The 20,877-nt window shown below is 63.4% G+C and carries 28 protein-coding genes; 12 read left to right on the top strand and 16 right to left on the bottom strand.

Going from position 1 to position 20,877, the window contains the following annotated elements:
* Positions 1-84 precede the first annotated feature (84 nt).
* The 3 genes from rpmF (at position 85) to NKJ80_RS18610 (ending at position 2,007) form a co-directional block, all read left to right on the top strand.
* Positions 85-267: a 50S ribosomal protein L32 gene (rpmF, locus tag NKJ80_RS18600; protein ID WP_008834724.1), complete on the top strand. Its 183-nt coding sequence runs from the start codon at positions 85-87 to the stop codon at positions 265-267.
* Positions 268-464: 197 nt separating this feature from the next.
* Entirely contained in the window at positions 465-1,412 is a 948-nt protein-coding gene (locus NKJ80_RS18605; protein WP_352498109.1) for an agmatinase, read from the top strand.
* A 193-nt stretch (positions 1,413-1,605) separates the two neighbouring features.
* Complete coding sequence (locus NKJ80_RS18610) at positions 1,606-2,007, top strand: hypothetical protein (RefSeq protein ID WP_023670154.1); 402 nt, start codon at positions 1,606-1,608, stop codon at positions 2,005-2,007.
* 247 nt (positions 2,008-2,254) lie between these two features.
* Here the strand turns inward: NKJ80_RS18610 and NKJ80_RS18615 are convergent, their stop codons facing one another.
* The 3 genes from NKJ80_RS18615 to NKJ80_RS18625 all read right to left on the bottom strand — a co-directional run bounded on the left by NKJ80_RS18615 (position 2,255) and on the right by NKJ80_RS18625 (position 3,703).
* Positions 2,255-2,686, bottom strand: coding sequence for a GlcG/HbpS family heme-binding protein (locus tag NKJ80_RS18615; protein ID WP_023690074.1), 432 nt, complete (start codon positions 2,684-2,686; stop codon positions 2,255-2,257).
* Between the two features lie 176 nt (positions 2,687-2,862).
* Positions 2,863-3,096, bottom strand: a complete 234-nt coding sequence (locus tag NKJ80_RS18620; protein ID WP_023684002.1) for a hypothetical protein — start codon at positions 3,094-3,096, stop codon at positions 2,863-2,865.
* Between the two features lie 79 nt (positions 3,097-3,175).
* Positions 3,176-3,703: a winged helix-turn-helix transcriptional regulator gene (locus tag NKJ80_RS18625; protein WP_023754138.1), complete on the bottom strand. Its 528-nt coding sequence runs from the start codon at positions 3,701-3,703 to the stop codon at positions 3,176-3,178.
* 101 nt (positions 3,704-3,804) lie between these two features.
* Here NKJ80_RS18625 and NKJ80_RS18630 point away from each other — a divergent pair, with 101 nt between their 5' ends.
* The 5 genes from NKJ80_RS18630 (at position 3,805) to NKJ80_RS18650 (ending at position 6,621) form a co-directional block, all read left to right on the top strand.
* Positions 3,805-4,638, top strand: coding sequence for an alpha/beta fold hydrolase (locus NKJ80_RS18630; protein WP_352498110.1), 834 nt, complete (start codon positions 3,805-3,807; stop codon positions 4,636-4,638).
* 116 nt (positions 4,639-4,754) lie between these two features.
* On the top strand, positions 4,755-5,411 hold the full coding sequence (locus tag NKJ80_RS18635; protein WP_023742788.1) for a glutathione S-transferase family protein: 657 nt from the start codon (positions 4,755-4,757) through the stop codon (positions 5,409-5,411).
* A 5-nt stretch (positions 5,412-5,416) separates the two neighbouring features.
* A complete protein-coding gene (locus tag NKJ80_RS18640) occupies positions 5,417-5,743 on the top strand; it encodes an ArsR/SmtB family transcription factor (protein WP_031198036.1) in 327 nt (108 codons plus the stop codon).
* A 23-nt stretch (positions 5,744-5,766) separates the two neighbouring features.
* A complete protein-coding gene (locus tag NKJ80_RS18645) occupies positions 5,767-6,141 on the top strand; it encodes a nuclear transport factor 2 family protein (protein ID WP_352498111.1) in 375 nt (124 codons plus the stop codon).
* Positions 6,142-6,156: 15 nt separating this feature from the next.
* Positions 6,157-6,621 carry an SRPBCC family protein gene (locus NKJ80_RS18650; protein ID WP_023715031.1) on the top strand — a complete coding sequence of 155 codons (465 nt, stop codon included), beginning with the start codon at positions 6,157-6,159 and terminating at the stop codon, positions 6,619-6,621.
* A gap of 29 nt (positions 6,622-6,650) precedes the next feature.
* Here NKJ80_RS18650 and NKJ80_RS18655 read toward each other — a convergent pair whose 3' ends face one another.
* From NKJ80_RS18655 to NKJ80_RS18665, 3 genes are all read right to left on the bottom strand, one after another.
* Positions 6,651-6,914: an ArsR/SmtB family transcription factor gene (locus NKJ80_RS18655; RefSeq protein ID WP_023670147.1), complete on the bottom strand. Its 264-nt coding sequence runs from the start codon at positions 6,912-6,914 to the stop codon at positions 6,651-6,653.
* 32 nt (positions 6,915-6,946) lie between these two features.
* Entirely contained in the window at positions 6,947-8,185 is a 1,239-nt protein-coding gene (locus NKJ80_RS18660; protein WP_352498112.1) for an MFS transporter, read from the bottom strand.
* Between the two features lie 96 nt (positions 8,186-8,281).
* The gene (locus NKJ80_RS18665) at positions 8,282-8,476 is read right to left on the bottom strand and encodes a DUF1192 domain-containing protein (RefSeq protein ID WP_023670145.1); all 195 of its coding nucleotides are present in this window, start codon (positions 8,474-8,476) and stop codon (positions 8,282-8,284) included.
* 135 nt (positions 8,477-8,611) lie between these two features.
* Between NKJ80_RS18665 and NKJ80_RS18670 the strand changes: the two genes are divergently transcribed.
* The 3 genes from NKJ80_RS18670 (at position 8,612) to NKJ80_RS18680 (ending at position 11,138) form a co-directional block, all read left to right on the top strand.
* The gene (locus NKJ80_RS18670) at positions 8,612-9,622 is read left to right on the top strand and encodes an NAD(P)H-quinone oxidoreductase (RefSeq protein ID WP_031244805.1); all 1,011 of its coding nucleotides are present in this window, start codon (positions 8,612-8,614) and stop codon (positions 9,620-9,622) included.
* A 356-nt stretch (positions 9,623-9,978) separates the two neighbouring features.
* The gene (locus NKJ80_RS18675) at positions 9,979-10,119 is read left to right on the top strand and encodes a DUF1127 domain-containing protein (protein ID WP_023670143.1); all 141 of its coding nucleotides are present in this window, start codon (positions 9,979-9,981) and stop codon (positions 10,117-10,119) included.
* 326 nt (positions 10,120-10,445) lie between these two features.
* The gene (locus NKJ80_RS18680) at positions 10,446-11,138 is read left to right on the top strand and encodes a DUF1013 domain-containing protein (protein WP_023690082.1); all 693 of its coding nucleotides are present in this window, start codon (positions 10,446-10,448) and stop codon (positions 11,136-11,138) included.
* A gap of 63 nt (positions 11,139-11,201) precedes the next feature.
* Here NKJ80_RS18680 and NKJ80_RS18685 read toward each other — a convergent pair whose 3' ends face one another.
* The 3 genes from NKJ80_RS18685 to NKJ80_RS18695 all read right to left on the bottom strand — a co-directional run bounded on the left by NKJ80_RS18685 (position 11,202) and on the right by NKJ80_RS18695 (position 12,811).
* A complete protein-coding gene (locus tag NKJ80_RS18685) occupies positions 11,202-11,921 on the bottom strand; it encodes a helix-turn-helix transcriptional regulator (protein ID WP_023683994.1) in 720 nt (239 codons plus the stop codon).
* 126 nt (positions 11,922-12,047) lie between these two features.
* Positions 12,048-12,458: a hypothetical protein gene (locus NKJ80_RS18690; RefSeq protein ID WP_352498113.1), complete on the bottom strand. Its 411-nt coding sequence runs from the start codon at positions 12,456-12,458 to the stop codon at positions 12,048-12,050.
* A gap of 182 nt (positions 12,459-12,640) precedes the next feature.
* A complete protein-coding gene (locus NKJ80_RS18695; RefSeq protein ID WP_023670139.1) occupies positions 12,641-12,811 on the bottom strand; it encodes a hypothetical protein in 171 nt (56 codons plus the stop codon).
* Between the two features lie 204 nt (positions 12,812-13,015).
* Between NKJ80_RS18695 and NKJ80_RS18700 the strand changes: the two genes are divergently transcribed.
* Entirely contained in the window at positions 13,016-13,177 is a 162-nt protein-coding gene (locus NKJ80_RS18700) for a hypothetical protein (RefSeq protein WP_023683991.1), read from the top strand.
* A gap of 9 nt (positions 13,178-13,186) precedes the next feature.
* Here NKJ80_RS18700 and NKJ80_RS18705 read toward each other — a convergent pair whose 3' ends face one another.
* The 7 genes from NKJ80_RS18705 to gap all read right to left on the bottom strand — a co-directional run bounded on the left by NKJ80_RS18705 (position 13,187) and on the right by gap (position 20,824).
* Complete coding sequence (locus NKJ80_RS18705) at positions 13,187-13,507, bottom strand: hypothetical protein (protein WP_352498114.1); 321 nt, start codon at positions 13,505-13,507, stop codon at positions 13,187-13,189.
* Positions 13,508-13,532: 25 nt separating this feature from the next.
* Positions 13,533-14,246 carry an SGNH/GDSL hydrolase family protein gene (locus NKJ80_RS18710; RefSeq protein ID WP_352498115.1) on the bottom strand — a complete coding sequence of 238 codons (714 nt, stop codon included), beginning with the start codon at positions 14,244-14,246 and terminating at the stop codon, positions 13,533-13,535.
* Positions 14,247-14,308: 62 nt separating this feature from the next.
* On the bottom strand, positions 14,309-15,049 hold the full coding sequence (locus NKJ80_RS18715; RefSeq protein ID WP_023742945.1) for a DUF899 domain-containing protein: 741 nt from the start codon (positions 15,047-15,049) through the stop codon (positions 14,309-14,311).
* Between the two features lie 173 nt (positions 15,050-15,222).
* Entirely contained in the window at positions 15,223-16,248 is a 1,026-nt protein-coding gene (locus tag NKJ80_RS18720) for a class I fructose-bisphosphate aldolase (protein ID WP_023742944.1), read from the bottom strand.
* A gap of 120 nt (positions 16,249-16,368) precedes the next feature.
* Positions 16,369-17,571 carry a phosphoglycerate kinase gene (locus NKJ80_RS18725; RefSeq protein WP_023742943.1) on the bottom strand — a complete coding sequence of 401 codons (1,203 nt, stop codon included), beginning with the start codon at positions 17,569-17,571 and terminating at the stop codon, positions 16,369-16,371.
* A gap of 145 nt (positions 17,572-17,716) precedes the next feature.
* Positions 17,717-19,603 (bottom strand): potassium/proton antiporter, encoded by a 1,887-nt coding sequence (locus NKJ80_RS18730; protein WP_023670131.1) that lies wholly within the window; start codon positions 19,601-19,603, stop codon positions 17,717-17,719.
* Positions 19,604-19,813: 210 nt separating this feature from the next.
* The gene (gene gap / locus NKJ80_RS18735; RefSeq protein WP_023683984.1) at positions 19,814-20,824 is read right to left on the bottom strand and encodes a type I glyceraldehyde-3-phosphate dehydrogenase; all 1,011 of its coding nucleotides are present in this window, start codon (positions 20,822-20,824) and stop codon (positions 19,814-19,816) included.
* Between the last annotated feature and the right edge of the window lie 53 nt (positions 20,825-20,877).

Here is a 20,877-nt window from a genome sequence, read left to right on the forward strand (position 1 = left end):
ACCCGACTTTCTCAGATTATGGCCCTGACGCGGCCCTTTCACGAGGGCTATCGGGGCATTTTGACCATGTAGTGGAGCATATCCATGGCCGTTCCGAAACGAAAAACCTCTCCGTCCAAGCGCGGCATGCGCCGCTCGGCCGACGCTCTAAAGGCCCCGACCTATGTCGAGGACAAGAATTCCGGCGAAATGCGCCGCCCGCACCATATCGACCTGAAGACCGGCATGTATCGCGGTCGCCAGGTGCTGACGCCCAAGGAAAGCTGAGACCAGCTTTCGAAGGGTTTGAATACCAAAAGAACCGGCCATTGGCCGGTTTTTTTGCGTTTGGTGCGCCGCGCCACCAACTATGCCAAAGACCGGGCGTCCGTGGCGATACAAGCTGCGGCGGCGGTGCTGTATTGAGTCCGCATGCCTTGTCGCGGCGCTTCCGCGCGATGATCGACCGGCTTCAGAGGGACCGCATGACCAAGCTCACCACAGCACCCCGCGATATCTTCCAGACCTTCATGAACTTCCCGCTGGTCGAGGACCTCGATGCGCTGAAGGCGGATGTCGCCATCATCGGCATGCCTTACGGCAGTCCCTACACGATCGACGAGCTGGTCAACGACCAGACCAACGCGCCGACCGCGGTGCGGCGCGCCTCGCAGCGCATCAGCCTCGGGCTCGACCGCTATGATTTCGACATTGGCGGAACCCTGTTCGACGGGGAGGACGTCAAGGTGGTCGATGTCGGCGATGTCCCCGGCGATGCCGCCGGCAGCCACTACAGGTTGGCCGAAACGGCGATCCGCAAGATCCGCGTCTCCGGCGCCTTGCCGATCACCATTGGCGGCGATCACGGCATTCCAATCCCGATCCTGCGGGCGCTTGACGGCGAAGGGCCGATCACCCTGGTTCAGATCGATGCCCATCTCGACTGGCGCGACAATGTCAACGGGGTCAGGGAAGGCTATTCCAGCCCCATCCGCCGCGCTTCGGAGATGGCGCATATAGCCGGGATTTTCCAGCTCGGCATCCGCGGCCAGGGCAGCGCCCGGCTCGAGGAGGTCGAGGCGGCCCGCGCCTACGGCTCCAACATCGTCACCGCCAATGAATGGCAGGATATCGGTACGGCGGCGCTGCTCAAGCGCATCCCGGACCGTGGCCGCTATTACCTGACCATCGATGCCGACGGTCTCGATCCCGCTGTCATGCCGGCGGTCGAAGGGCCGGCGCCTGGCGGCATCAGCTACCGGCAGACGATCGAACTGATCAAGGGGCTGTTCGCCAAGGGACGTGTCGTCGGCATCGACATCGTCGAGATCGCGCCGGCGCGCGACGTCAACGAGATCACCTCGATCACCGCCGGCCTTTTCATCCTCAACGCTATCGGCGCCGCCGTGCGGACAGGCCAGTTCAAGCGCTGAATCCCGGCGTGTCGGTGGTCAGCCGGGGCAACTGTGGCTGACAGGGTTGTTTCGCGCGGTCTTTTTCCGTGTTTGCGGGCGCTAGCGAAAAATCTTGACGGCGTGCCTGCGGGGCATTCTACAGAAGGTGCCCCCATTGTTTAGGCAATTCCTTGGGAAACCGCTTTCCTGGAATTGCTAGAGGAGACGCCTGATGTTCGGTGCCATCCCGCTGCTGATCGTGCCCTTCGTGGCCTACAATCTCGGACTCCTCGGAATATTCGGCAGCGGCGACGATCCGTGGGCGACCGAGATCTTCTCGTTCAGCATGATGTCGGGCGGGGTGTTCTCGATGACGCTCGGCGACCTGATGGTGGTGATCGGGCTGATCTTCCTGTTCCTCGAAATGGTGAAGTCGGTGCGCACCACGAACGCCTCGATCATGGACCATCTGTTGTCGACGCTGGTCTTCGTGGCGTTCCTGGTCGAATTCCTGCTGGTGAAGGGCGCGGCGCACTCGGTCTTCTTCACGCTGATGGTGATCGCCCTGTTCGATGTGCTGGCCGGGTTTTCGGTGTCGATGCGGTCGGCGAGTAGAGACATAAATTTGAACTAGCCGCCTTCGTTGGATGGTCGCATCCGTTCGCGAATGGCGTGGCTGCTCTTTCTGGTCGTCATCCTGGGGCGAAGCAAGGAGCGAAGCGACGCGGCGCAGACCCTGGGATCCATTCCGTGAAGCTAAGGCGTTGCAACGGTTAGAATTCTGCTCCGCTTACACTTGCGGCAAAGGTCGCGGCATGGATCCCGGGGTCTTCGCGACGGAGTTTCGTTCCTGCTTCGCCCTGGGATGACGAAGCTCCCCCTCAGCCCGGATCGGCGGTGAAGCCCGCCGCTTCGATGCCGGCGATGGCGGCGGCCTCGTCATTGTCCGACGTATCGCCCGAAATTCCGACGGCGCCGATGACGGCGCCTGCCTTGTCGCGGATCAGCACGCCGCCGACGACCGGCAACACGCGTCCACCCGAAACGTCCGAAATGCCGGCGACGAGATGCGGCCGCTCCTTGGCGAAAGCCTCGACACGGCGCGAGCCCATGCCGATGGCGAGCGCGCCATAGGCCTTGCCGGCCGACATTTGCGGGCGCAGGAACGAGGCTCCGTCCTGACGCTGGAAGGCGACGAGATGCGCGCCGGCGTCCAGCACGGAAACGCCGAGCGGCTTGAGCTTCAGCTCGGCGCCCTTGGCGAAGGCGGCGTCGATGATGTGCTTGGCTTTTTCGAGGGTCAGTGCGGTCATGGCTGTCTCCTGATCAAAACGCGTCAATCATCGACCTGACATGCGGGATGCGAAATCCCGGTTGCGGTTGAAATTGCTTCGCGTGGGAAAGCGGAAATGGCGGGCATTGCTGATCGTGGCACATGGCGGATACGATCCGCCGGCATCCAGATCGGGCGTCGATGAAGAAGGCCGCGCTATTTTTTCTTGGCTCGGGGCGCTTTCTTGACCGGAACGGCAGGGGCGTTGGCGAGGTCTTCCGCTTCCTTGGCAAGGCGCAATGCCCGGAGCTTGTTGGTCTTGGCCTGGCGGGCGTCGGCCTCGGCGACATACTCCGCCATCGCCTTTTGCCGCACCGTCGCGGCCTCTTCCTGCTTCTTGAAACGCATATCCGCCCGGGCGCGGGCAGTATCCTTAGAGTTCTCGACCAAGAGCGTTATCCAATCCCGTAAATTATGTTTTTCAGTCCCTTGATAGCAGAGCCGGCCTGATAATGGGGAAATAAGTTGGTCAAGCGGCGGGGGCCTCGATGCCGCTCGACGCCTTGCGAGCGACCACCGCCTCATATCCGGCCTGCAATGTAGCGCGGACGGAAGGCCGCGCGGGTGTGGCGACAGGCGTGCCCAGATGGTCGTGGCGCAACTCGTCCATGAACTGCTCCCACATTGGCGGTCCGCCTTTCTCCAGCAGCTCGGCCCGGATCGAAAGCTCCTCGCTCACCGGCAGCCAGACGCGGCCCCAAGCGCCGAGATGCGCCATGATCGGCACCAGCGTGATGGCCATCTCGGTCAGGCTGTAGATCGCCTTCTGCTTGTGCGAGGGGTCGTCGGCCTTGGTCAGCATGCCGAGTTCCATCAGCCGCTTCAGCCGGTCGGCCAGGATATTGGAAGCGATGCCCTCGATCGAGCCGTTGAGCAGTTCGCGAAAGTGGCGTTTGCCGCCAAAAATCATGTCGCGCAGGATGATCAGGCTCCAGCGATCGCCGAACACTTCCAGCGACAGATTGATAGGGCATCCCGAGCGGTGTTCGGTTTTCATCCGACTCTCCTCAAAACCAGTTGCATTATCGTATCAGTTTTATTATCGTGCAACCGATTGCAAAACGCAATCAGTTTGATGGCCGGAGCGAGGAGAGTTCCATGACAAACGCCGAAGCACCCGAAATCGTCTCCCAGACGTTCGGCGATCCCGGCGATCCAGCCGTTCTGCTGATCATGGGCGCCATGGCCTCGATGCTGTGGTGGCCGGAGGCGCTCTGCAAAAAACTCGCCGGCGAAGGCCGTTTCGTGATCCGCTACGACAACCGCGATACCGGCCTCTCGACCAGATATGCGCCGGGCGAGCCGCCGTATACGGTCGACGACATGGCGGACGATGCGGTGCGCGCCCTCGACAGCTATGGCATAGGAAAGGCGCATGTGGTCGGGATGTCGATGGGCGGCATGATCGCGCAACGACTGGCGTTGAGACATCCCTCGCGTGTCACCTCGCTGACGGTGATCAGCAGTTCACCGGTGGGGATGGACACATCGCAGCTGCCGGGGGCGACCGAAGCCTATATGGAGCACTCGGCCGGTGGCGCCAAGGTCGACTGGTCGAACCGCGACCAGGTGATCGGCTTCGTCGTCAAGGACGCGCGTGCGATCGCCAGCACCGCGCATCCGTTCGACGAGAAGGCGATGCGGGCGTTCGTCGAACGGGACTACGACCGATCCGGCGGCTTCCTGAGCGCGACCAACCATTTCATGCTGAAGGGCGGCGAGGATCTGAAAGGACGCCTGCGCGAGATCAAGGTTCCGCTGCTCGTCATTCACGGGACATCGGATCCGATCTTTCCGGTCGAGCATGGCGCAGCCCTTGCCGACGCTGTTGCCGGCGGGCGGCTTGTCCGCATCGAAGGCGGTGGCCACGAACTGCATCCCGACGACTGGGGCACGATCGTCGCCGCCATCGTCACGCATACCAAACCCTGAAGGCAGTCTGGAACCTTGACACATTCGCCTCACGGAAATAGTTAAGTAAATGCTTCAGTGTTGGCGCTGGCTGGCACCGCTCCAGCATCGACGAACCGCAAACAGACGAGCAAAAAATGTCCCTGACGTTCCATTTCCATCCGCTGGCATCGTTCTGCTGGAAACCGCTGATAGCGTTTTACGAGAACGATACGCCCTTCACGCCGGTTATCGTCGACCTCGGCGATGAGCAGTCGCGGGCAGCGTTCCTGAAGGTGTCGCCGACCGGCAAGATGCCGGCGCTGCGTGACGATGCACGCAACCGCACGGTGCTGGAATCGACCATCGTCATCGAATATCTGGCCGCGCATTATCCCGGGCCGGTCGAGCTCATCCCGGCCGAGGCCGACCTTGCTCTCCAGGTCCGCCAGGCCGACCGTTTCTACGATTTCTACGTGCAGGCGCCGATGCAGAAGATCGTCGGCGACAGGTTGCGCCCGCAGGACAAGACCGATCCGTTCGGGGTCGACGAGGCGCGCGCGCAATTGCGCAACGCCTATGCGATCATCGGGGAGGAGATGCGTTCGAAACTCTGGGCGGCCGGCCCCACCTTCACCATGGCCGACTGCGCGGCCTCGCCGGCGCTGTTCTACGCCAACAAGGTCGAGCCGTTCGGCGACAGCTATCCGGCCGTGAAACGCTACCACGACCGCCTGCTCAAGCGGCCGTCTTTCGCCCGGGTGATCGAGGAGGCGCAGCCCTACTTCAAGTTCTTTCCCTACAATAACGGCTGATCGCGATGCTGCACGATCCCGCCCAGCTCGACCTGATGTTCCAGGCGCTCGCGGACCCGGCCAGGCGCAGCATGGTCGAGCGGCTGTCGCGTGGGCCGGCCTCGGTCAGCCAGTTGGCCGAACCGCTGGCGATGTCGCTGTCGGCCGTCGTCCAGCATCTCAACGTGCTCGAAGCAAGCGGGCTGGTGCGCTCGGAAAAGCTCGGCCGCGTGCGCACCTGCCAGATCGCGCCGCAGGCGCTGCGCAGTGCAGAACACTGGATCAACGAACGGCGGCTGACATGGGAGCGTCGGCTCGACCGGCTCGGCGATTTTCTCGCCGAGACCGAATGACCTGAAGCAGAGGAGAAATGACCATGCCCGGCAAAAGCAGAGCGGAGTTGATCCGCGGCTATTTTTCCGCCTACCAGGCGAATAACAAGGCTGCCGTCGCGGCGGTGCTCGCCGACGATTTCACCTTCACCAGCCCCTATGACGACGCCATCGACCGTGCGACCTATTTCGAGCGCTGCTGGCCGGACAGCCCGGCCTTCAGCTCGATCGTCATCGAGCGGATATGCGAGGACGAGGACGCCGCCTTTGTCCTCTATCGCTGCGAGACGGCGGACGGAAAGACCTTCCGCAACACCGAACTGCATCTGTTCCATGACGACAAGTTGCGCGCCGTCGAAGTCTATTTCGGCGCGTCCTATCGCAACGGCGTCTTCGTCGCGCAGAAACCATCAAGCTGACCAAGAGGACCTGACATGGCCGAACGTTCCGTCGTCCACTCCACCTTCGTCCTCGAGCGCCTCTATCCAGTTGCACCGGCGAAAGTCTATTTCGCGCTCAGCGATCCGGCCGCCAAGCGGCGCTGGTTCGCCGACCCCGACAACCCGATGACCCACAGGCACGAAATGGATTTTCGCGTTGGCGGCCAGGAGGTCAATGCCGGCGGGCCGAAGGACGGGCCGATCCACACCTATACCGCCACCTATCAGGACATCGTGCCCAACCAGCGCATCGTCTACAGCTACGACATGCTGTTCGGTGATGTCAGAATCTCGGTTTCGCTGGCGACAATTGAGCTTCGCCCGGAAGGCACGGGCACGCGTCTGGTGCTGACCGAGCAGGGCGCGTTTCTTGATGGGCACGACACACCGTCATCGCGCGAGCATGGTACCGGATTCCTGCTCGATGCGCTGGGCAAGGCGCTGGCAACGGACACTTGAAAGCCAGGGAGGCGAGCTGGAATCGCGGCCTATGCTTCCCAGAACTGATCAAGCCAAATATTGAGCTTGAGGAAGCCGCCACTGCTGACTGTATAGACCCGCCTCGTGCCCTCGGCCTTGGCTTGAACCAGACCGGCGTCCAGCAACACTTTCAAATGCTGGGACACGGCCGGGCGGGAGACTGGCAGGCCCGAAGCCAGTTCGTTGACGGTTTTCGGGCCACGCCGGAGCTCTTCCAGAAGATAGCGCCGGTTGGGGTCGGCAATCGCCATGAAGGCGTCAGAAAAGATCATGCCTATACTTGTGGGGCAAAGCTTTTCAAATCTCAACCGTCGGCTTCCGCTTTTCTGAGCCGCAGTGCTTCAGGGGTGACCGAGCGATCGGCCGGCTGGGTCTTGAAGGCGTCGCGGTCTTCGATAGGCACCGGCGCGCGGCGGCTGATGCGCAGCAGCGTGTAGGCGGCGAGGCTGAGATGCGACAGCGCGGTGGCCAGGAACAGGCCTTCGGGGCGGAGCCAGCCCATCAGGGCGGCAGCCAGCAAGGGCCCGATCATGGTTCCGAAGCCATACAGAAGCAGCAGGCCGCCCGAGACCTTGACGAAATCCTCCGATCGGGCGTGGTCGTTGGCATGCGCCACGGCGATCGAATAGAGCGTGTAGGCAAAGGCGCCGTAGGCGGCGGCGAAGACAATGACGAGGACGGCGGAACGCGGTTCGAACAGGAAGATCAGGATGGCGAACAGTGCGGCGCCGAAAGCCGCGCCCGCCAGCACGAAACGGCGGTCGGTCTTGTCGGAGAGGCGTCCGGCCGGAAGCTGCATGGCCGCGCCGGCAATAACGACAAGGCTCATCATCAGTGCGATCTGGGCGGTGGAGATGCCGATACGGGCGCCGTAGACGGCGCCAAGCGTGCCCCAGGCGCCATTGGCGATGCCGACCAACAGGCAGGCGATCGCCGACACCGGCGAGTTGGCGTAGAGACCTTTGACGTCGAGCTTGACGTCCTGCAAAGGCTTGGGAGACGAAGCCGACGACACCGCGGTCGGGATCAGCGACAGGCAGAACAATATGCCGGTGATCATGAACAGCGATGCCGATCTGACGTCGCCGCCGGCAACGATCATCTGGCCGCCCATGATCGAGGCATAGGTGACCATCATGTAGAGGCCGAAGACGGTGCCGCGGTTCTCGTTGGTGGCCTTCTCGTTCAGCCAGCTTTCGATGACCATGAAGGCTCCGGCCATGGTGAAGCCGGTGAAGGCGCGCAGCAGGATCCAGACATATTCGTCGATGATCAGGCCGGTAAGCAGCGCCACGATGGCGCCGGAAGCGGCAAAGGCGCCGAACGCCCGGACGTGGCCGGCGCGGCGCACCAGGCGCGGTGCGAAGAAGCAGCCGGTGACGAAGCCACCGGCCCAGGCCGTGCCCATCAGACCGAGCGATGCGGTCGAAAACCCTTCGATCTGGCCGCGCAACGGCAACAACAGGCCGTGCAATCCCGAAGCCGCAAGCAGGAAAGCGGTGCCGCGAAGCAGCGAGAGGATCGGCCTGTAGCTTGCAAACATTGTTTGATCCGTCTGGAGATTCGGTGGCGGGGTCTGAAGACAGGCGCATTCGGGCTTTTCGGCGGCGGATGCTCAACGCCGAAACTAACGCGAAAACTAGCCGCGGCGAAACAGGGCTTCGGCCGCCGATTTGGTGCTGCCCTTGGTCTGGAGCTCGGCTTCGAGCCGGGCAATCTCCTCGCGCAGGATGCTGATCCGTTCGGTCAGGTCACCGACCGAAAGCAGCGACAGATCCTGTCCGATCTCATGCGGGCGGGCTTTCTTCTTGGGTTCGTCGTCGAAGATCGCCATCGTCGCTCCTCCCTATTCAGTATTGGGCTGATTTGGCCATTTGCCTGATCCGGCAATCAGCATACATAGGGCAGGGGCGTAGATGCAAACAGCCGGCAAGAAGCTGGCAGCCGGCGGACCGAGACGGGAAATTTCATGGCGAGCGGACATAAAATTCCAGCCACGATGACGGCCATTGCAATCTCGCAACCGGGCGGGCCGCGGGTGCTGAAACCGGAAACGCGCGACGTGCCGGTGCCTGGTCCCGGCGAAATCCTGATCCGGGTGCGTGCGGCCGGCGTCAACCGCCCCGACGTGCAGCAGCGCAAGGGCGCCTATCCGGCGCCGCCCGGCGCTTCCGACCTGCCCGGTCTCGAGGCATCGGGCGAAGTGGCCGCCCTTGGCGACGACATATCGCGCTGGCGCATCGGCGACCGGGTCTGCGCGCTGACGCCGGGGGGCGGTTATGCCGAATATGTAAAGGTTCATGCCGGCAGCGTGCTGCCGCTGCCCGCCGGCTTCACCCACACGGAGGCGGCCGCGGTTCCGGAAAACTATTTCACCGTCTGGCACAATGTGTTCGAGCGCGGCGGCCTGAAAAAGGGTGAGACGCTGCTGGTCCATGGCGGCTCATCGGGCATCGGCACCACGGCGATCCAGCTGGCGTCGGCCTTCGGCGCCTATGTCGTCACCACCGCCGGCAGCAAGGAAAAATGCGACGCCTGCCTGAAACTCGGCGCCGACCGGGCGATCAACTACCGCGAGGAGGATTTCGTCGCGGCGGTCAAGGATGCGACCGGCGGCAACGGGGCCGACGTCATTCTCGACATGGTCGGCGGCGACTATATCGCGCGCAACTACGAGGCCGCCGCGGTCGAGGGCAGGATCGTCCAGATCGCCGTCCAGGCCGGCGCGGTGGCGAGCGCCGATTTCTCGAAAATCATGGTCAAGCGGCTGACCCACACCGGCTCGACGCTGCGGCCTCGCACGGTCGAGTTCAAGGCGGCGCTCGCCGCCGCACTGGAAGCACAGGTGTGGCCGCTGCTCGGCACCCGGAAGGTAGCGCCGGTGATGGACATGATCTTCCCGCTGACCGACGCCTGGCGGGCGCATGAGCGCATGGAAGAGGGCGAGCATATAGGCAAGATCGTTCTCGACGTCGGCTAGATGGGGCGAGATTCAGGTGAGGCCGGCCTGCGAATGGCGGCTCCCTGCGCTTCCGGCCTTCGCCGGCCGAAGCCCTCATGAGGAGTTGCGGCAGTTAAGGCTACGGCCGGCGTAGGCCGGTGCTTCGTACTGAAGTACGCTCCGCTCCGGTTCTCGGGAGCCGCCATTCTCTGCTCGGCCTGACCTGAACCTCGCGCCATGCTCCGCGCTCAGCCTGTCGGCAAGATGAACACAAGCTTAATGCTGCAATGCAGCATTTGCATTGCGGCTATGCAAAGACGTCTGTTCAATTCGTGGGCAGCACTGCCTATCTAAGCGTCATCGAAACGATTTGATCCAACAACTGGAGGACAACCATGAACCCGATCCGCGCTTTCCGTAACTGGCGTATGTACAACGAAACCGTGCGCGAGCTGAACAAGCTCAACGCCCGTCAGCTCAGCGACCTCGGTATCAGCCGCGGCGACATCGAGAGGATTGCCCGCAAGGCCATCTAATTCGAAGCCTGGTCGGCCGATGAGGCCTGACCACGCGGCAGAAGCAAGAGCCGCCGCAGACGGTATCCCGTCGCCGGTTCCGAGCCCGCTGGACCCTGTCCGGCGGGTTTTGTCGTTTTGGACCCCCTGTACAACTCGGCATCAATGACCGCCGGAGCCGAGGTCCTCTTGGCCTCCCCCGCTGTCCGGTGTCCGACGGCTGCGCCCTGCGCCAAAAACATTGCGAAACGGCAGCGGAGCGGTTATACAGGCCGCGAATTTCCCATTTTGGTGGCTCTAAACCACCGCCCGCGCGGGAACGCGGGCGAACGAGAAGGATTTTTGAAATGGCCAATACGCTGCTGATGCCCAAGGCGACCGCCGTCTGGCTGGTCGACAACACCGCGCTTTCCTTCGAGCAGATCGCGCAGTTCTGCGGGTTGCATCCGCTCGAGGTCAAGGCGATCGCCGACGGCGAATCGGCGCAGGGCATCAAGGGCATGGATCCGATCATGACCGGACAGCTGACCCGCGACGAGATCGCGCGCGCCGAGAAGGATCCGAACCAGCGCCTGAAACTGTCCGACCCCAAGGTGCGGGTGCCGGAATCCAAGCGCAAGGGTCCCCGCTACACACCGCTGTCGAAGCGCCAGGACCGGCCCAACGCCATCCTGTGGCTGGTCCGCAACCATCCGGAATTGAAGGACGCGCAGATTTCGCGCCTGGTCGGCACGACCAAGTCGACGATCGAACAGATCCGCGAGCGCAAGCACTGGAATTCGGCCAATCTGCAGCCGATGGACCCGGTGACGCTGGGTCTCGCTTCGCAGATCGACCTCGACATGGAAGTCAACCGCGCCTCGCGCGGCCGCGAGCAGGCGCAGCCTGTCGGCGACACGCTGCTGCCGGCTGCCGTGACCGAGCGCCTGGTGCCGGCGCCGGAGAAGCCGAAGGACGAGGATGCCGAGCTCGACGCAAACGCCGTGTTCGCCAAGCTCTCGGCGCTCAAGTCCAAGAAGGAAGATGTGGACGACGAGTAAGGTTTGCGACAGTTCATCAAAAAAGCCCGCTTCGAGCGAGCTTTTTCATTGATTATCGAAGTCTCAGCTGCGCGCCGCCCGGTCCGGCGTCATGCCATAGTCCTCCGAGCGTTCGACGGCGCGGTAGAAGTCGGCAAGCTGCTTGCCGCGCTCAGGCTTGAAGATGCGGCCGGCGATGACCACCGAGGCGATGCGGTCGATGCGGAAGGCGCGGAAATCGTCGCGCATCTCGCACCAGGCAACCAGCGTCCAAACCTTGCCCCAGAACCACAGACCGAGCGGACGGATGTCGCGCCCGGTGCCGCGGCCGGCCTCGTCGCGGTAGTCGATGGTCAGCACCTGTCGCTTCTCGACAGCGCGCTCGATCACGTCGATCGCCTCACGCGCGGCGTCGCTCACCACCCACATCGGCGTGTGGATCTCGGTGCGGGCGATGCGGTCCTTCTCGGCGTCGGGCAGGACGGCGCCGATCTTGACCAGCGCCTCGTCGGCCGCACGCGCCATGGCCGCGCCGCCAAAGGCCCGCACCATGCGGGCGCCGGCGACCAGCGCGACGATTTCGTCACGCGTGAACATCAGCGGCGGAAGGTCGAAACCCTCCCTCATCATGTAGCCGACGCCGGCCTCGCCGTCGATCGGCACTCCGGTCGACTGCAAATCGGCGATGTCGCGGTAGATGGTCCGCTCGGAAACCTCGAGCCATGTGCCGAGCTTCTGGGCGGTGACCAGCCGGCCGCCACGCAGGTGCTGCACGATCTGAAAGAGCCTGTCGGCACGTCGCATCGTATGGTCCCTCGGCTGCTTGTCTATGAATGTCATGGTCCCGAAACCGGTTCCGGGTGACATCCATGTCCTGTTTTATGCTTGTCGTTCTCCCAAAAACCGCTGCGCACTTTTGGGCGACACGCATTATGGTTTAAGTCCTTCGCGCTTGCGCTGCACGGCGACGAATTCCGCGCCGAAGGACAACTTCTTCGTTGTCGGCGTGTTCACGTCGAGCACACGCCAGTACGGCGTGATATCGTTCAGCGTCATGCCGCGTTCGAGATCCTCATTGGCGGCTTCGGCGACGGTTCGCAGATGATAACCGATGGTGACCGGACATGTCACTTGCGCCCCATGCTCGATGGCGAGCGCGGTGCGCAAGGCGCGTACATCCATCTCGAGGCCGTTGGGGATCGTGCGGATGAAATCATCGACCTGACGGGCCGTCGGCACCAGCATCGGCTGGCCCTCGACGACGTCGCCCATTTTGCGTGGCGTCGGCTTCACGCCGTTGACGCCCGGCGTGTTCAGCCTGTCGTTCCAGCTTTTCACCATTCATGTCTCCTGACACGTTTATGGCATGGTGCTCCTGACAGCATTCTGTCAGGAGCCTTCAGCATTGTCCGTAGCAGGCGCCAAAAGTCTTTGCGCCAGCCCAAGGCGTCGCCGCCCGGGGGTCCATGTCAATGATCCGGGCGTTGCGGGGTCCGCATCCAAGCATTGTCATGTAAAACGCCTCAGATCTCGCGAATGCGGCTGTGACCCTCATACATATCCGGCCAGCCGATGTCCTTGCGGATGTCCGCCGGCAAGGAGTTCAGGAAGCGCTGGGTACGGACTTCATTGCGCATCGTGCGGATCTTGCCGACATAGTGCTGTACGCTGTTCAAAATACCAAAGCTGTTCATGACCATCTCCTCTTCTCTGATGGAGACACTATCGCATACCCCTCCTGACAGCAGTCTGTCAGGAGCATGTCAGGTCGTTGAAGAAAGCTGCGAGGTGCTTGGCGGTCGGTTCGGAAACGAGCCTTTTGTCAGGAATGGCCAAGTCGACCGAGACCATGCAAGAACCGCTTTGACAGCCTGTCGCGATGCTGCTCAAAGGCGGGCATGTCGAAACTCCTCGCGCTCGTCATCATCGGCATGATGGCCATTCAGCTGATCAAGCCGCTCGGCTGGCCGGGCCTGAAGCGGCGCGGCGATTTCTGGAAGCTGGCCCTGATCGCCATGGCGGCCATCGCGCTGGCGGGTGCGCTGGGGCACTGGGCATAGCCTTGAGGGTCAGGTCGGGTCCACCGTTCCCATGGCAATCAATCGGATGGCGTTGAGGCTGGGCACGAAGAAGTAATCGCCACCGCGCGTCGTCATGAATTCCGGCAGGTTCGCCGCAATAAAAGGCGCGGCGTTGGCCGGGCCGGCCGGAATGACATGCTTGCTCGATTCGGCGCGGTTGCCGGTCAGCGTGCAGGTGTCGTTGCCGGTTTCGGAATCCAGGCCGTAGCTCATCCATTGCTGCTGGATGATATTCTGGCTCAGATCCATTGGAAGCAGGCTGCAATCAACAGTATTTGGAAATACTCGCGTCAGTTCTCTGAAGCCCACCAGTCCGAGCTTGTGCCCCCTCAGGTCAATCGGCGAGCACCCATCCGACCAGATGTTCGGCCCAGGCGCGGTAACCGGCTTCCGAGGCATGAAAGCCATCGGAGGCAAAGCCGGCCTCAGGGTTGGTGATCGGCAGCCGTGGCGCCGGCACGGCGCCGCGCTCGAAACAGAGGCGCTCGCCCATGCGGTTCATTGCGGTAGCGCGGATTTCGAGTATCTTGCCGAGCAGCGGCGGCATGGCCGGCGCACGGGTGAATTCCAGCACCGGCGACCAGACGACGCGGGCCTCCGGCCATTTGGCGCGCAGCGCGTAAAGCAGGCCGCCGAACTCTTTCTTGAAGCGCGGCACCGAGTGGAAATTCTTGGTGTCGTTGGTGCCGATGGCGAGCACGATGTGCGTCCACCGATCGGCCGACAGATTGGGCAGCACATGGTCGCGGATCTGGCCCGACGTTGCCGAGTTGAATCCGGCGGCGCGCCAGCGCACGGCAAGGCCGGTTCGTTTTGCGACCAGCATTGCAAGCTGCGCGGCAAGCCCGTTCTCGGAATTGCCGATGCCGACGGAAGCGGCCGAGGAATCGCCCAGCACCAGCAGCGAGATGGCCGGCGCCTTGCCCGATATTTCGTGCATGACCGGCCCTTGTGCCGGCAGCATGCGGGTGGTGCGGCGGCGCACGCCGAGGCACTGCCAGACATAGACGGGGTAGGCGAGCCAGGTAAGAAGGGCCGGGAAGCGCATGGCAATACCGTTAGAGGTTAACGGCAGCCTTAGCGCATGTTTGGGCGCAGGTGAACGCGCTTCTAGTCGCAGCAGTTCGGCTTGTCCGCCTGCTTGTCCTGATATTCGTCATGCAGCCGCACCCAGTCCATCAGGCTATGATAAGGGCCATTTTCGCCGCGGCCCTTCGGTGTCATGTCGAGATAGTCGTAAGTGCCGATCTGGGCCTCGCCGCCGCGGGCGCGCGACATAAAGGTAAGGAATATGTCGCCGTTCTCGTCCTTGTAGAAAACACTGGTGCCGGGAAGGTCCTTTGACGTGCGCGGACGCGTCTCGAAATTGTAGGTGGTGTCGCCGGCCGCGATCTGCTTGTCGGTGAAGGAGACCTGCATGTCGAAGTTGAAATCCGAGGCGTAGGACGACACCCAGTCGAATTTCCAGCCCATACGCTGCTTGTAAGGCAGCAGTTCCGCCAGCGGCGCGCGCGCAACCACCACCAGCGACACGTCGTGGTGCCTCAGATGCTGATCGGCGCCGTCTATATGGTCGGCAAGGAAGGAGCAGCCTTCGCAGCGGTGGTTCGATCCTGGCGTCATCATGAAGTGGTAGACGATCAGTTGGCTGTTGGCGCCGAACAGTCCGGCCAGGTTCTTCGGACCCTGCTCGGTCTCTAAGACATAGTCCTTGCGGATTTTCATCCAGGGCAGTTCACGTCGCTCGGCGGCGATGCGCTCGCGCAACCGTGTCAATTCCTTCTCGCGCGCCAGATGCGCCTTGTGCGCCTCAAACCAGTCTTCACGCGAAACCACCTTGTTGCGAGTCATGAAGTTCTCCCTGTCTGTTCACCCAAGGACGTTTCGGGTGGGCAGAAACCGACATCGCCGTCAGCTTTTGCCGAAAGGTAGATAAGGATGGACGAACTCCGTCCAAGCCGGGCTTTGCATAAACAAAACCCGGGCGCATCGGCCCGGGTTGTATGACAACGGGAGGACTGCGCTCAGGCGGCCTGTTCGAGGCTCGCCGTCCATTGTCCCAGCGCCGCCAGATGGTTCATGTGGGCACGATGGGTGAAGGCGGCCTGGCCGGCGGCGGCGTTCGATGCCTTGCCGCTCCAGGCCTTTTGCGGGGCGGCCTGCAAGGCGCGGCCATAGGAGAAGGTCAGCTTCCACGGATGCTGGCCGATGGCGTTGATGGCGTTGAGGTTGGCGGTCGCCTCCTCGTCCGACTGCCCGCCCGAAAGGAAGGCGATGCCCGGCACCGCTGCCGGTACGGTTTCGCGGAACAGTTTTATGGTCTTTTCCGCGACCTCTTCGGGGCTGCTCACCTTGCCCGACTTCCTGCCGGCCAGCACCATGTTCGGCTTCAGGATGGTGCCTTCCAGCACAACGCGCGCTGCATGCAGCTCGTCATAGAGCTTGATCAGCGTTGCCTTCGAGATGTCGTAGCAGGTGTCAATGTCGTGCGCGCCGTCCATCAGCACTTCCGGTTCGACGATCGGCACGATGCCGGCCTCCTGGCACAGTGCGGCATAGCGGGCCAGCGCATGGGCATTGGAGGCAATCGAATTGGCCGAGGGCACGCCCTTGCCGGTGTCGATGTCGATCACCGCGCGCCATTTGGCAAAGCGGGCGCCGAGTTTGTAATAATCGGCGAGCCGTTCGCGCAAGCCGTCGAGGCCTTCGGTAACGGTATCGCCGGGAAAGCCGGCGAGTGGCTTGGCGCCGGCATCGACCTTGATGCCGGGAATGGCGCCCGCCGCCTTGATGATGTCGACCAGAGGCGTGCCGTCGGCAGCCTTCTGACGGATGGTCTCGTCGTAGAGAATGACGCCGGAGATGTACTTCGTCATCGCGTCCTTGGCGCGGAACATCATCTCGCGGTAGTCGCGGCGGCTATCGGCGGTCGATTCGACGCCGATGACGTCGAAGCGCTTCTTGATGGTGCCGGAGCTTTCATCGGCGGCCAGCAGGCCCTTGCCGCCGGCCACCATCGCGGCGGCAATGTCTTCGAGACGTTCGCTCATTTTTCTTCTCCTAAGGGGGTACGTTCCGCGCGTAACGGAAGTCTACCGCCAAAGGAATGGGATCGGAAAGCTCGAATCGATTGAAAGTTCCTGGCGTCCGTTTTTGCGCCCCCGATCCGGTCAGGCTTGTTTCTTCAGCACGTCGACGCCGGGCAGCGGCTTGCCTTCCATCCATTCGAGGAAAGCGCCGCCGGCGGTCGAGACATAGGTGAAGTCGTCGGCGATGCCGGCATGGTTGAGGGCGGCCACCGTGTCGCCGCCACCGGCGACCGAGACCAGCTTGCCGGCCCTGGTGCGGGCCGCCGCGTGCCTGGCCGCCGCCACCGTGGCGTGGTCGAAAGGCTCGATCTCGAAGGCGCCGAGCGGGCCGTTCCAGACCAGGGTCGCGGCGCGGTCGATCCATTCACCGATCGTCTTCACGGTCTTTTCGCCGACATCGAGGATCATGCCGTCAGCCGGGACATCCGAAATGGCAACGGTCTCGCTGGCCGCACCCGCCTTGAATTCCTTGGCGACGACACCGTCGACAGGCAGGATGATGGCGCAGCCGGCTTCGGCGGCCTCGATCATGATCTGCTTGGCGGTCGCGGCAAGGTCATGCTCGCACAGCGACTTGCCGACAGCGGTGCCACGCGCGGCGAGAAAAGTGTTGGCCATGCCGCCGCCGATCACCAGCGCGTCGACCTTCTTCACCAGGTTCATCAACAGGTCGATCTTGGTCGACACCTTGGCGCCGCCGACAATGGCGACGACAGGGCGGACCGGATTGCCGAGCCCCTTCTCCAGCGCCTCGAGCTCGGCCTGCATGGTGCGGCCGGCATAGGACGGCAACAGCCGCGCCAGGCCTTCGGTCGAGGAGTGCGCCCGGTGGGCGGCGGAAAAGGCGTCGTTGACGAAGATATCGCCATTGGCGGCGAGCCGCTCTGTAAAGGCCGGGTCGTTCTTCTCCTCGGTCTTGTGGAAGCGGGTGTTTTCCAGCAGCAGCACATCGCCCTTGTTCATGGCGGCGACCGCACTGCCCGCCGTGTCGCCGACGCAGTCGCCGGCAAAGCCGACGGGGCGGCCAAGCACCTCCGCGGCAGCCTTGGCGATCGGCTCCAGCGAGAATTCGGGCGAGGGACCATCCTTCGGGCGGCCGAAATGCGCGAGCAGGATGACCTTGGCGCCCTTGCCGGACAGCTCGGCGATGGTCGGCGCGATGCGTTCGATGCGGGTGGCGTCGGTGACCTTGCCGTCGGCGACGGGCACGTTGAGGTCGACGCGCACCAGCACGCGCTTGCCGCTGATATTGCCGATATCGTCGAGTGTCTTGAAGGCGGCCATGCGGGTTCCTTTCCGTGGAAAATCGCCGGGACCATACCTCGCATCGATGACGATGCAAGGCTTGAGCCGGGGTGCGAGCTAAATTTTGAGATCAAGGCGAAGGCTGTCGTGATGATGCGGGACGTCAGCGTGAACCGATCGCTTGTCAGCCTTCTGTCGTTATCTTTTCCGCCGTCGGCTCAAGGGCCTTCTCATTGGCTGTCGCCTCTGCAGTCTGCGTCTCGGTCGGCTTGCGCCAGTTGCGGATGAAGGCGGAGACACGATCGCCGATCTCGCCGGCGCTCAGGAACACCGGAACCCGCGCCACCGGCGCGGTCGGCTCGAAGGAGAGGCCGAGACCGGTGATCTTGCCCTTGTCGTCGACGTCGCGGACGATCAATTCGATCGGGCCGATCAGCACCCGGTCGGCATATTCGGCATGGCCGCCAAGCCTTGCCGTCACCAGCGCGCCGACGGTGAGCTTCTGCTCGGCTTCGCTCAATCCCGGTGTGTATGCGGCCTCGAGCTCTGCGGCCGAGCGGGCGGGATCGACGGCGAAGGCGCCGAAGAAGTCGGCATCCTCGGGGTCGACTACGGCGCGGCTGGCAAACAGCTTGTCAAGCAGGCGCGGATAGCGGTCGGGCACGAAGATGTAAACCTGGTCGCCGGCCGCGAGCCGGCCCATGTCCTGGAAACGCATCGAGCGGCCGTCGCGCAGCACCAACGAGGGCCGTGCCCAGCGCGGGATACGCTCGCCGCGCGCCACCGGGCTGCCGGGCGCCACGCGGTAGGCGAGCAGTTCGTGGTGGGCGGAGCCCGGCAGTTCGAGTTCGACCTTGTCGAGCGGCCCGAGCCTCGCCGGCACGATCAGGCCGAGCCGGCGCGCCAGCGGACCGACCGACCAGCCCTGCACCACCAGCGATACCAGCACGATGATGAAGGCGACGTTGAAGATGGTGCGGCCGTTCTCCAGTCCGCCGAGCAGCGGGGTGATGGCAAGCAGGATGGACACGGCGCCGCGCAGGCCGACCCAGGAGACGAAGGCGATCTCGGGACGCGGCAGGCGGAACGGGATAAGGCAGAGCCAGACGGCGACCGGGCGCGCTACAAACATCAGGAACAGGCCGAGCAGCACCGCCGGCACCATGATCGCCGGAAACTGCGAGGGTGTCGCGAACAGGCCGAGGATCAGGAACATGATGATCTGTGCCAGCCACGACATGCCGTCCTGGAAGCGCTTCAGGATGGTGACGGCGCGGATGTCGGAGTTGCCGGCAATCAGCCCGGCGAGATAGACCGCCAGGAAGCCCGAGCCGCCAATGGCGCCGGCCGCGGCGAACACCATCAGCGACAGGGTTAGCACGAAGATCGGCAGCAAGCCATGGTCGAGGTTGAGCCGGTCGACGAGGCGCACGATGCCGAGCCCGCCAAGCACGCCGACGACGGCGCCGAGCCCCATATTGAGCAGGAAGCCGAGGATCAGGTCGGTGACCAGCACATGGGTCTCGGGATTGGCGTGGGCGGCGATGATCTCGACCAGCGTGATGGTCAGGAAGATGGCGATGGGGTCGTTGGTGCCGGATTCGACTTCGAGCGTGGCGCGCACGCGCTCGCGCAGATTGATTTCGCCGGCGCGCAGCAGGAAGAACACCGCAGCCGCGTCGGTCGAGGCGACGGCAGCTCCCAGAAGGAAGGATTCCAGCCAGCTGAGGTCGAGCAGATAATAGGCGGCGGCGCCGAACAGGCCAGTGGTCAGGATTACGCCGAAGGTCGCCAGCGACAGCGCCGGTCCGGCCGCTTGGCGCAGCGCGTTGAGCGGCGTGCCGAAACCGGAATCGAACAGGATGACCGCCAGCGCCAGTGAGCCGGCAAAATATGCCACGCGCGCATTGTCGAATTCGATGCCGAGACCATCGACGCCGCTGGCGAGGCCGATGCAGAGGAAGAGCAGCAGCAAAGGGGCGCCGAAGCGAAAGGCGATCAGGCTCGAGAACGCTGCGGCGACGACTAGCGCTGTGCCGACCAGCGTGACGAGATAGATCGCATGCTCCATCCGTGATTTGCCCCTCGAATTCCTCTTTCTACCGATTCACGGGAGAGTGGGGCGAAGGCATGGCCGGTGCAAGGCGCAAGGATGGCTTTTTGCCTTATGCCGCTGATTTTCCGGCGTTTGGCGGCCCGGCGCGCCTTGCCCGGCGCGCTGACTGACGAAAAACGCCCGGGCAAAGCCGGGCGTTCGAAGCTGCGAGACGATGCCTTCAGATCAGGCGATGGTCTTGCCGAAGGCGACCGAGGTGTCGGCCATGCGGTTGGAGAAGCCCCACTCATTGTCGTACCAGGACAGCACCGAAACGAAGTTGCCGTCCATGACCTTGGTCTGGTCGAGCGCCAGGATCGACGAGCGCGGATCGTGGTTGAAGTCGATCGACACATTCGGATGATGGGTGACGCCGAGAATGCCCTTCAGCTTGCCGTTGGAGGCAGCGATCACCGCTTCGTTTATCTCCTGCACGGTGGTGGCGCGCTTGGCGATGAACTTGAAGTCGACGACCGAGACGTTGGGGGTCGGCACGCGGATCGAGATGCCGTCGAGCTTGCCCTTGAGGTCGGGCAGCACCAGGCCGATCGCCTTGGCCGCACCGGTCGAGGTCGGGATCTGCGACAGGGCAGCCGCGCGGCCGCGGTAGAGATCCTTGTGCATGGTGTCCAGCGTCGGCTGGTCGCCGGTGTAGGAGTGGATCGTCGTCATCATGCCCTTTTCGATGCCGACGGTCTCGTGCAGCACGGCGGCCAGCGGCGCCAGGCAGTTGGTGGTGCAGGACGCATTCGAGATGACGATGTGGTCCTTGGTCAGCTTGTCGTGGTTGATGCCGTAGACGACGGTGAGGTCAGCACCTTCGGCAGGCGCGGAGACGACGACGCGCTTGGCGCCAGCGGTCAAGTGCGCGGCAGCCTTGTCGCGGGCGGTGAAGATGCCGGTGCATTCGAGCGCGATGTCGATGCCGAGCTCCTTCCACGGCAGCTGCGCCGGGTCCTTGATCGCGGTGACCTTGAAGGTCTCCTTGCCGACGGTGATCTGGTCGCCCGAGACCGACACTTCGTGCGGGAAGCGGCCGTGCACGCTGTCATAGCGCAGCAGATGCGCGTTGGTCTCGACCGGGCCGAGGTCGTTGACGGCGACGACGTCGATGTCCTTGCGGCCGGATTCATGGATGGCGCGCAGGATGTTGCGGCCGATGCGGCCAAATCCGTTGATGGCAACTCTGACGGTCATTTTACTCTCCCTGGGAGCTGGAGGCGGCAGATGGGTCCGCAGCTTCATAGCGG

It is taken from the genome of Mesorhizobium sp. M0030 (assembly GCF_040323695.1).
Classification (GTDB): domain Bacteria; phylum Pseudomonadota; class Alphaproteobacteria; order Rhizobiales; family Rhizobiaceae; genus Mesorhizobium.

What these genes read in the sequence shown, in the direction of transcription:
- NKJ80_RS18625 (WP_023754138.1), bottom strand. Translation starts at nt 3,703, where the DNA reads ATGAAAACCGAACACCGCTCGGGATGCCCTATCAATCTGTCGCTGGAA.
- NKJ80_RS18720 (WP_023742944.1), bottom strand. Translation starts at nt 16,248, where the DNA reads ATGAGCGAACGTCTCGAAGACATTGCCGCCGCGATGGTGGCCGGCGGC.
- NKJ80_RS18715 (WP_023742945.1), bottom strand. Translation starts at nt 15,049, where the DNA reads ATGACTCGCAACAAGGTGGTTTCGCGTGAAGACTGGTTTGAGGCGCAC.
- NKJ80_RS18655 (WP_023670147.1), bottom strand. Translation starts at nt 6,914, where the DNA reads ATGATCTTTTCTGACGCCTTCATGGCGATTGCCGACCCCAACCGGCGC.
- NKJ80_RS18695 (WP_023670139.1), bottom strand. Translation starts at nt 12,811, where the DNA reads ATGAACAGCTTTGGTATTTTGAACAGCGTACAGCACTATGTCGGCAAG.
- NKJ80_RS18670 (WP_031244805.1), top strand. Translation starts at nt 8,612, where the DNA reads ATGGCGAGCGGACATAAAATTCCAGCCACGATGACGGCCATTGCAATC.
- NKJ80_RS18660 (WP_352498112.1), bottom strand. Translation starts at nt 8,185, where the DNA reads ATGTTTGCAAGCTACAGGCCGATCCTCTCGCTGCTTCGCGGCACCGCT.
- NKJ80_RS18650 (WP_023715031.1), top strand. Translation starts at nt 6,157, where the DNA reads ATGGCCGAACGTTCCGTCGTCCACTCCACCTTCGTCCTCGAGCGCCTC.
- NKJ80_RS18690 (WP_352498113.1), bottom strand. Translation starts at nt 12,458, where the DNA reads ATGGTGAAAAGCTGGAACGACAGGCTGAACACGCCGGGCGTCAACGGC.
- gap (WP_023683984.1), bottom strand. Translation starts at nt 20,824, where the DNA reads ATGACCGTCAGAGTTGCCATCAACGGATTTGGCCGCATCGGCCGCAAC.
- NKJ80_RS18615 (WP_023690074.1), bottom strand. Translation starts at nt 2,686, where the DNA reads ATGACCGCACTGACCCTCGAAAAAGCCAAGCACATCATCGACGCCGCC.
- NKJ80_RS18640 (WP_031198036.1), top strand. Translation starts at nt 5,417, where the DNA reads ATGCTGCACGATCCCGCCCAGCTCGACCTGATGTTCCAGGCGCTCGCG.
- NKJ80_RS18680 (WP_023690082.1), top strand. Translation starts at nt 10,446, where the DNA reads ATGGCCAATACGCTGCTGATGCCCAAGGCGACCGCCGTCTGGCTGGTC.
- NKJ80_RS18710 (WP_352498115.1), bottom strand. Translation starts at nt 14,246, where the DNA reads ATGCGCTTCCCGGCCCTTCTTACCTGGCTCGCCTACCCCGTCTATGTC.
- NKJ80_RS18675 (WP_023670143.1), top strand. Translation starts at nt 9,979, where the DNA reads ATGAACCCGATCCGCGCTTTCCGTAACTGGCGTATGTACAACGAAACC.
- NKJ80_RS18725 (WP_023742943.1), bottom strand. Translation starts at nt 17,571, where the DNA reads ATGGCCGCCTTCAAGACACTCGACGATATCGGCAATATCAGCGGCAAG.
- NKJ80_RS18730 (WP_023670131.1), bottom strand. Translation starts at nt 19,603, where the DNA reads ATGGAGCATGCGATCTATCTCGTCACGCTGGTCGGCACAGCGCTAGTC.
- NKJ80_RS18700 (WP_023683991.1), top strand. Translation starts at nt 13,016, where the DNA reads ATGTCGAAACTCCTCGCGCTCGTCATCATCGGCATGATGGCCATTCAG.
- NKJ80_RS18665 (WP_023670145.1), bottom strand. Translation starts at nt 8,476, where the DNA reads ATGGCGATCTTCGACGACGAACCCAAGAAGAAAGCCCGCCCGCATGAG.
- NKJ80_RS18645 (WP_352498111.1), top strand. Translation starts at nt 5,767, where the DNA reads ATGCCCGGCAAAAGCAGAGCGGAGTTGATCCGCGGCTATTTTTCCGCC.
- NKJ80_RS18610 (WP_023670154.1), top strand. Translation starts at nt 1,606, where the DNA reads ATGTTCGGTGCCATCCCGCTGCTGATCGTGCCCTTCGTGGCCTACAAT.
- NKJ80_RS18685 (WP_023683994.1), bottom strand. Translation starts at nt 11,921, where the DNA reads ATGCGACGTGCCGACAGGCTCTTTCAGATCGTGCAGCACCTGCGTGGC.
- NKJ80_RS18630 (WP_352498110.1), top strand. Translation starts at nt 3,805, where the DNA reads ATGACAAACGCCGAAGCACCCGAAATCGTCTCCCAGACGTTCGGCGAT.
- rpmF (WP_008834724.1), top strand. Translation starts at nt 85, where the DNA reads ATGGCCGTTCCGAAACGAAAAACCTCTCCGTCCAAGCGCGGCATGCGC.
- NKJ80_RS18605 (WP_352498109.1), top strand. Translation starts at nt 465, where the DNA reads ATGACCAAGCTCACCACAGCACCCCGCGATATCTTCCAGACCTTCATG.
- NKJ80_RS18635 (WP_023742788.1), top strand. Translation starts at nt 4,755, where the DNA reads ATGTCCCTGACGTTCCATTTCCATCCGCTGGCATCGTTCTGCTGGAAA.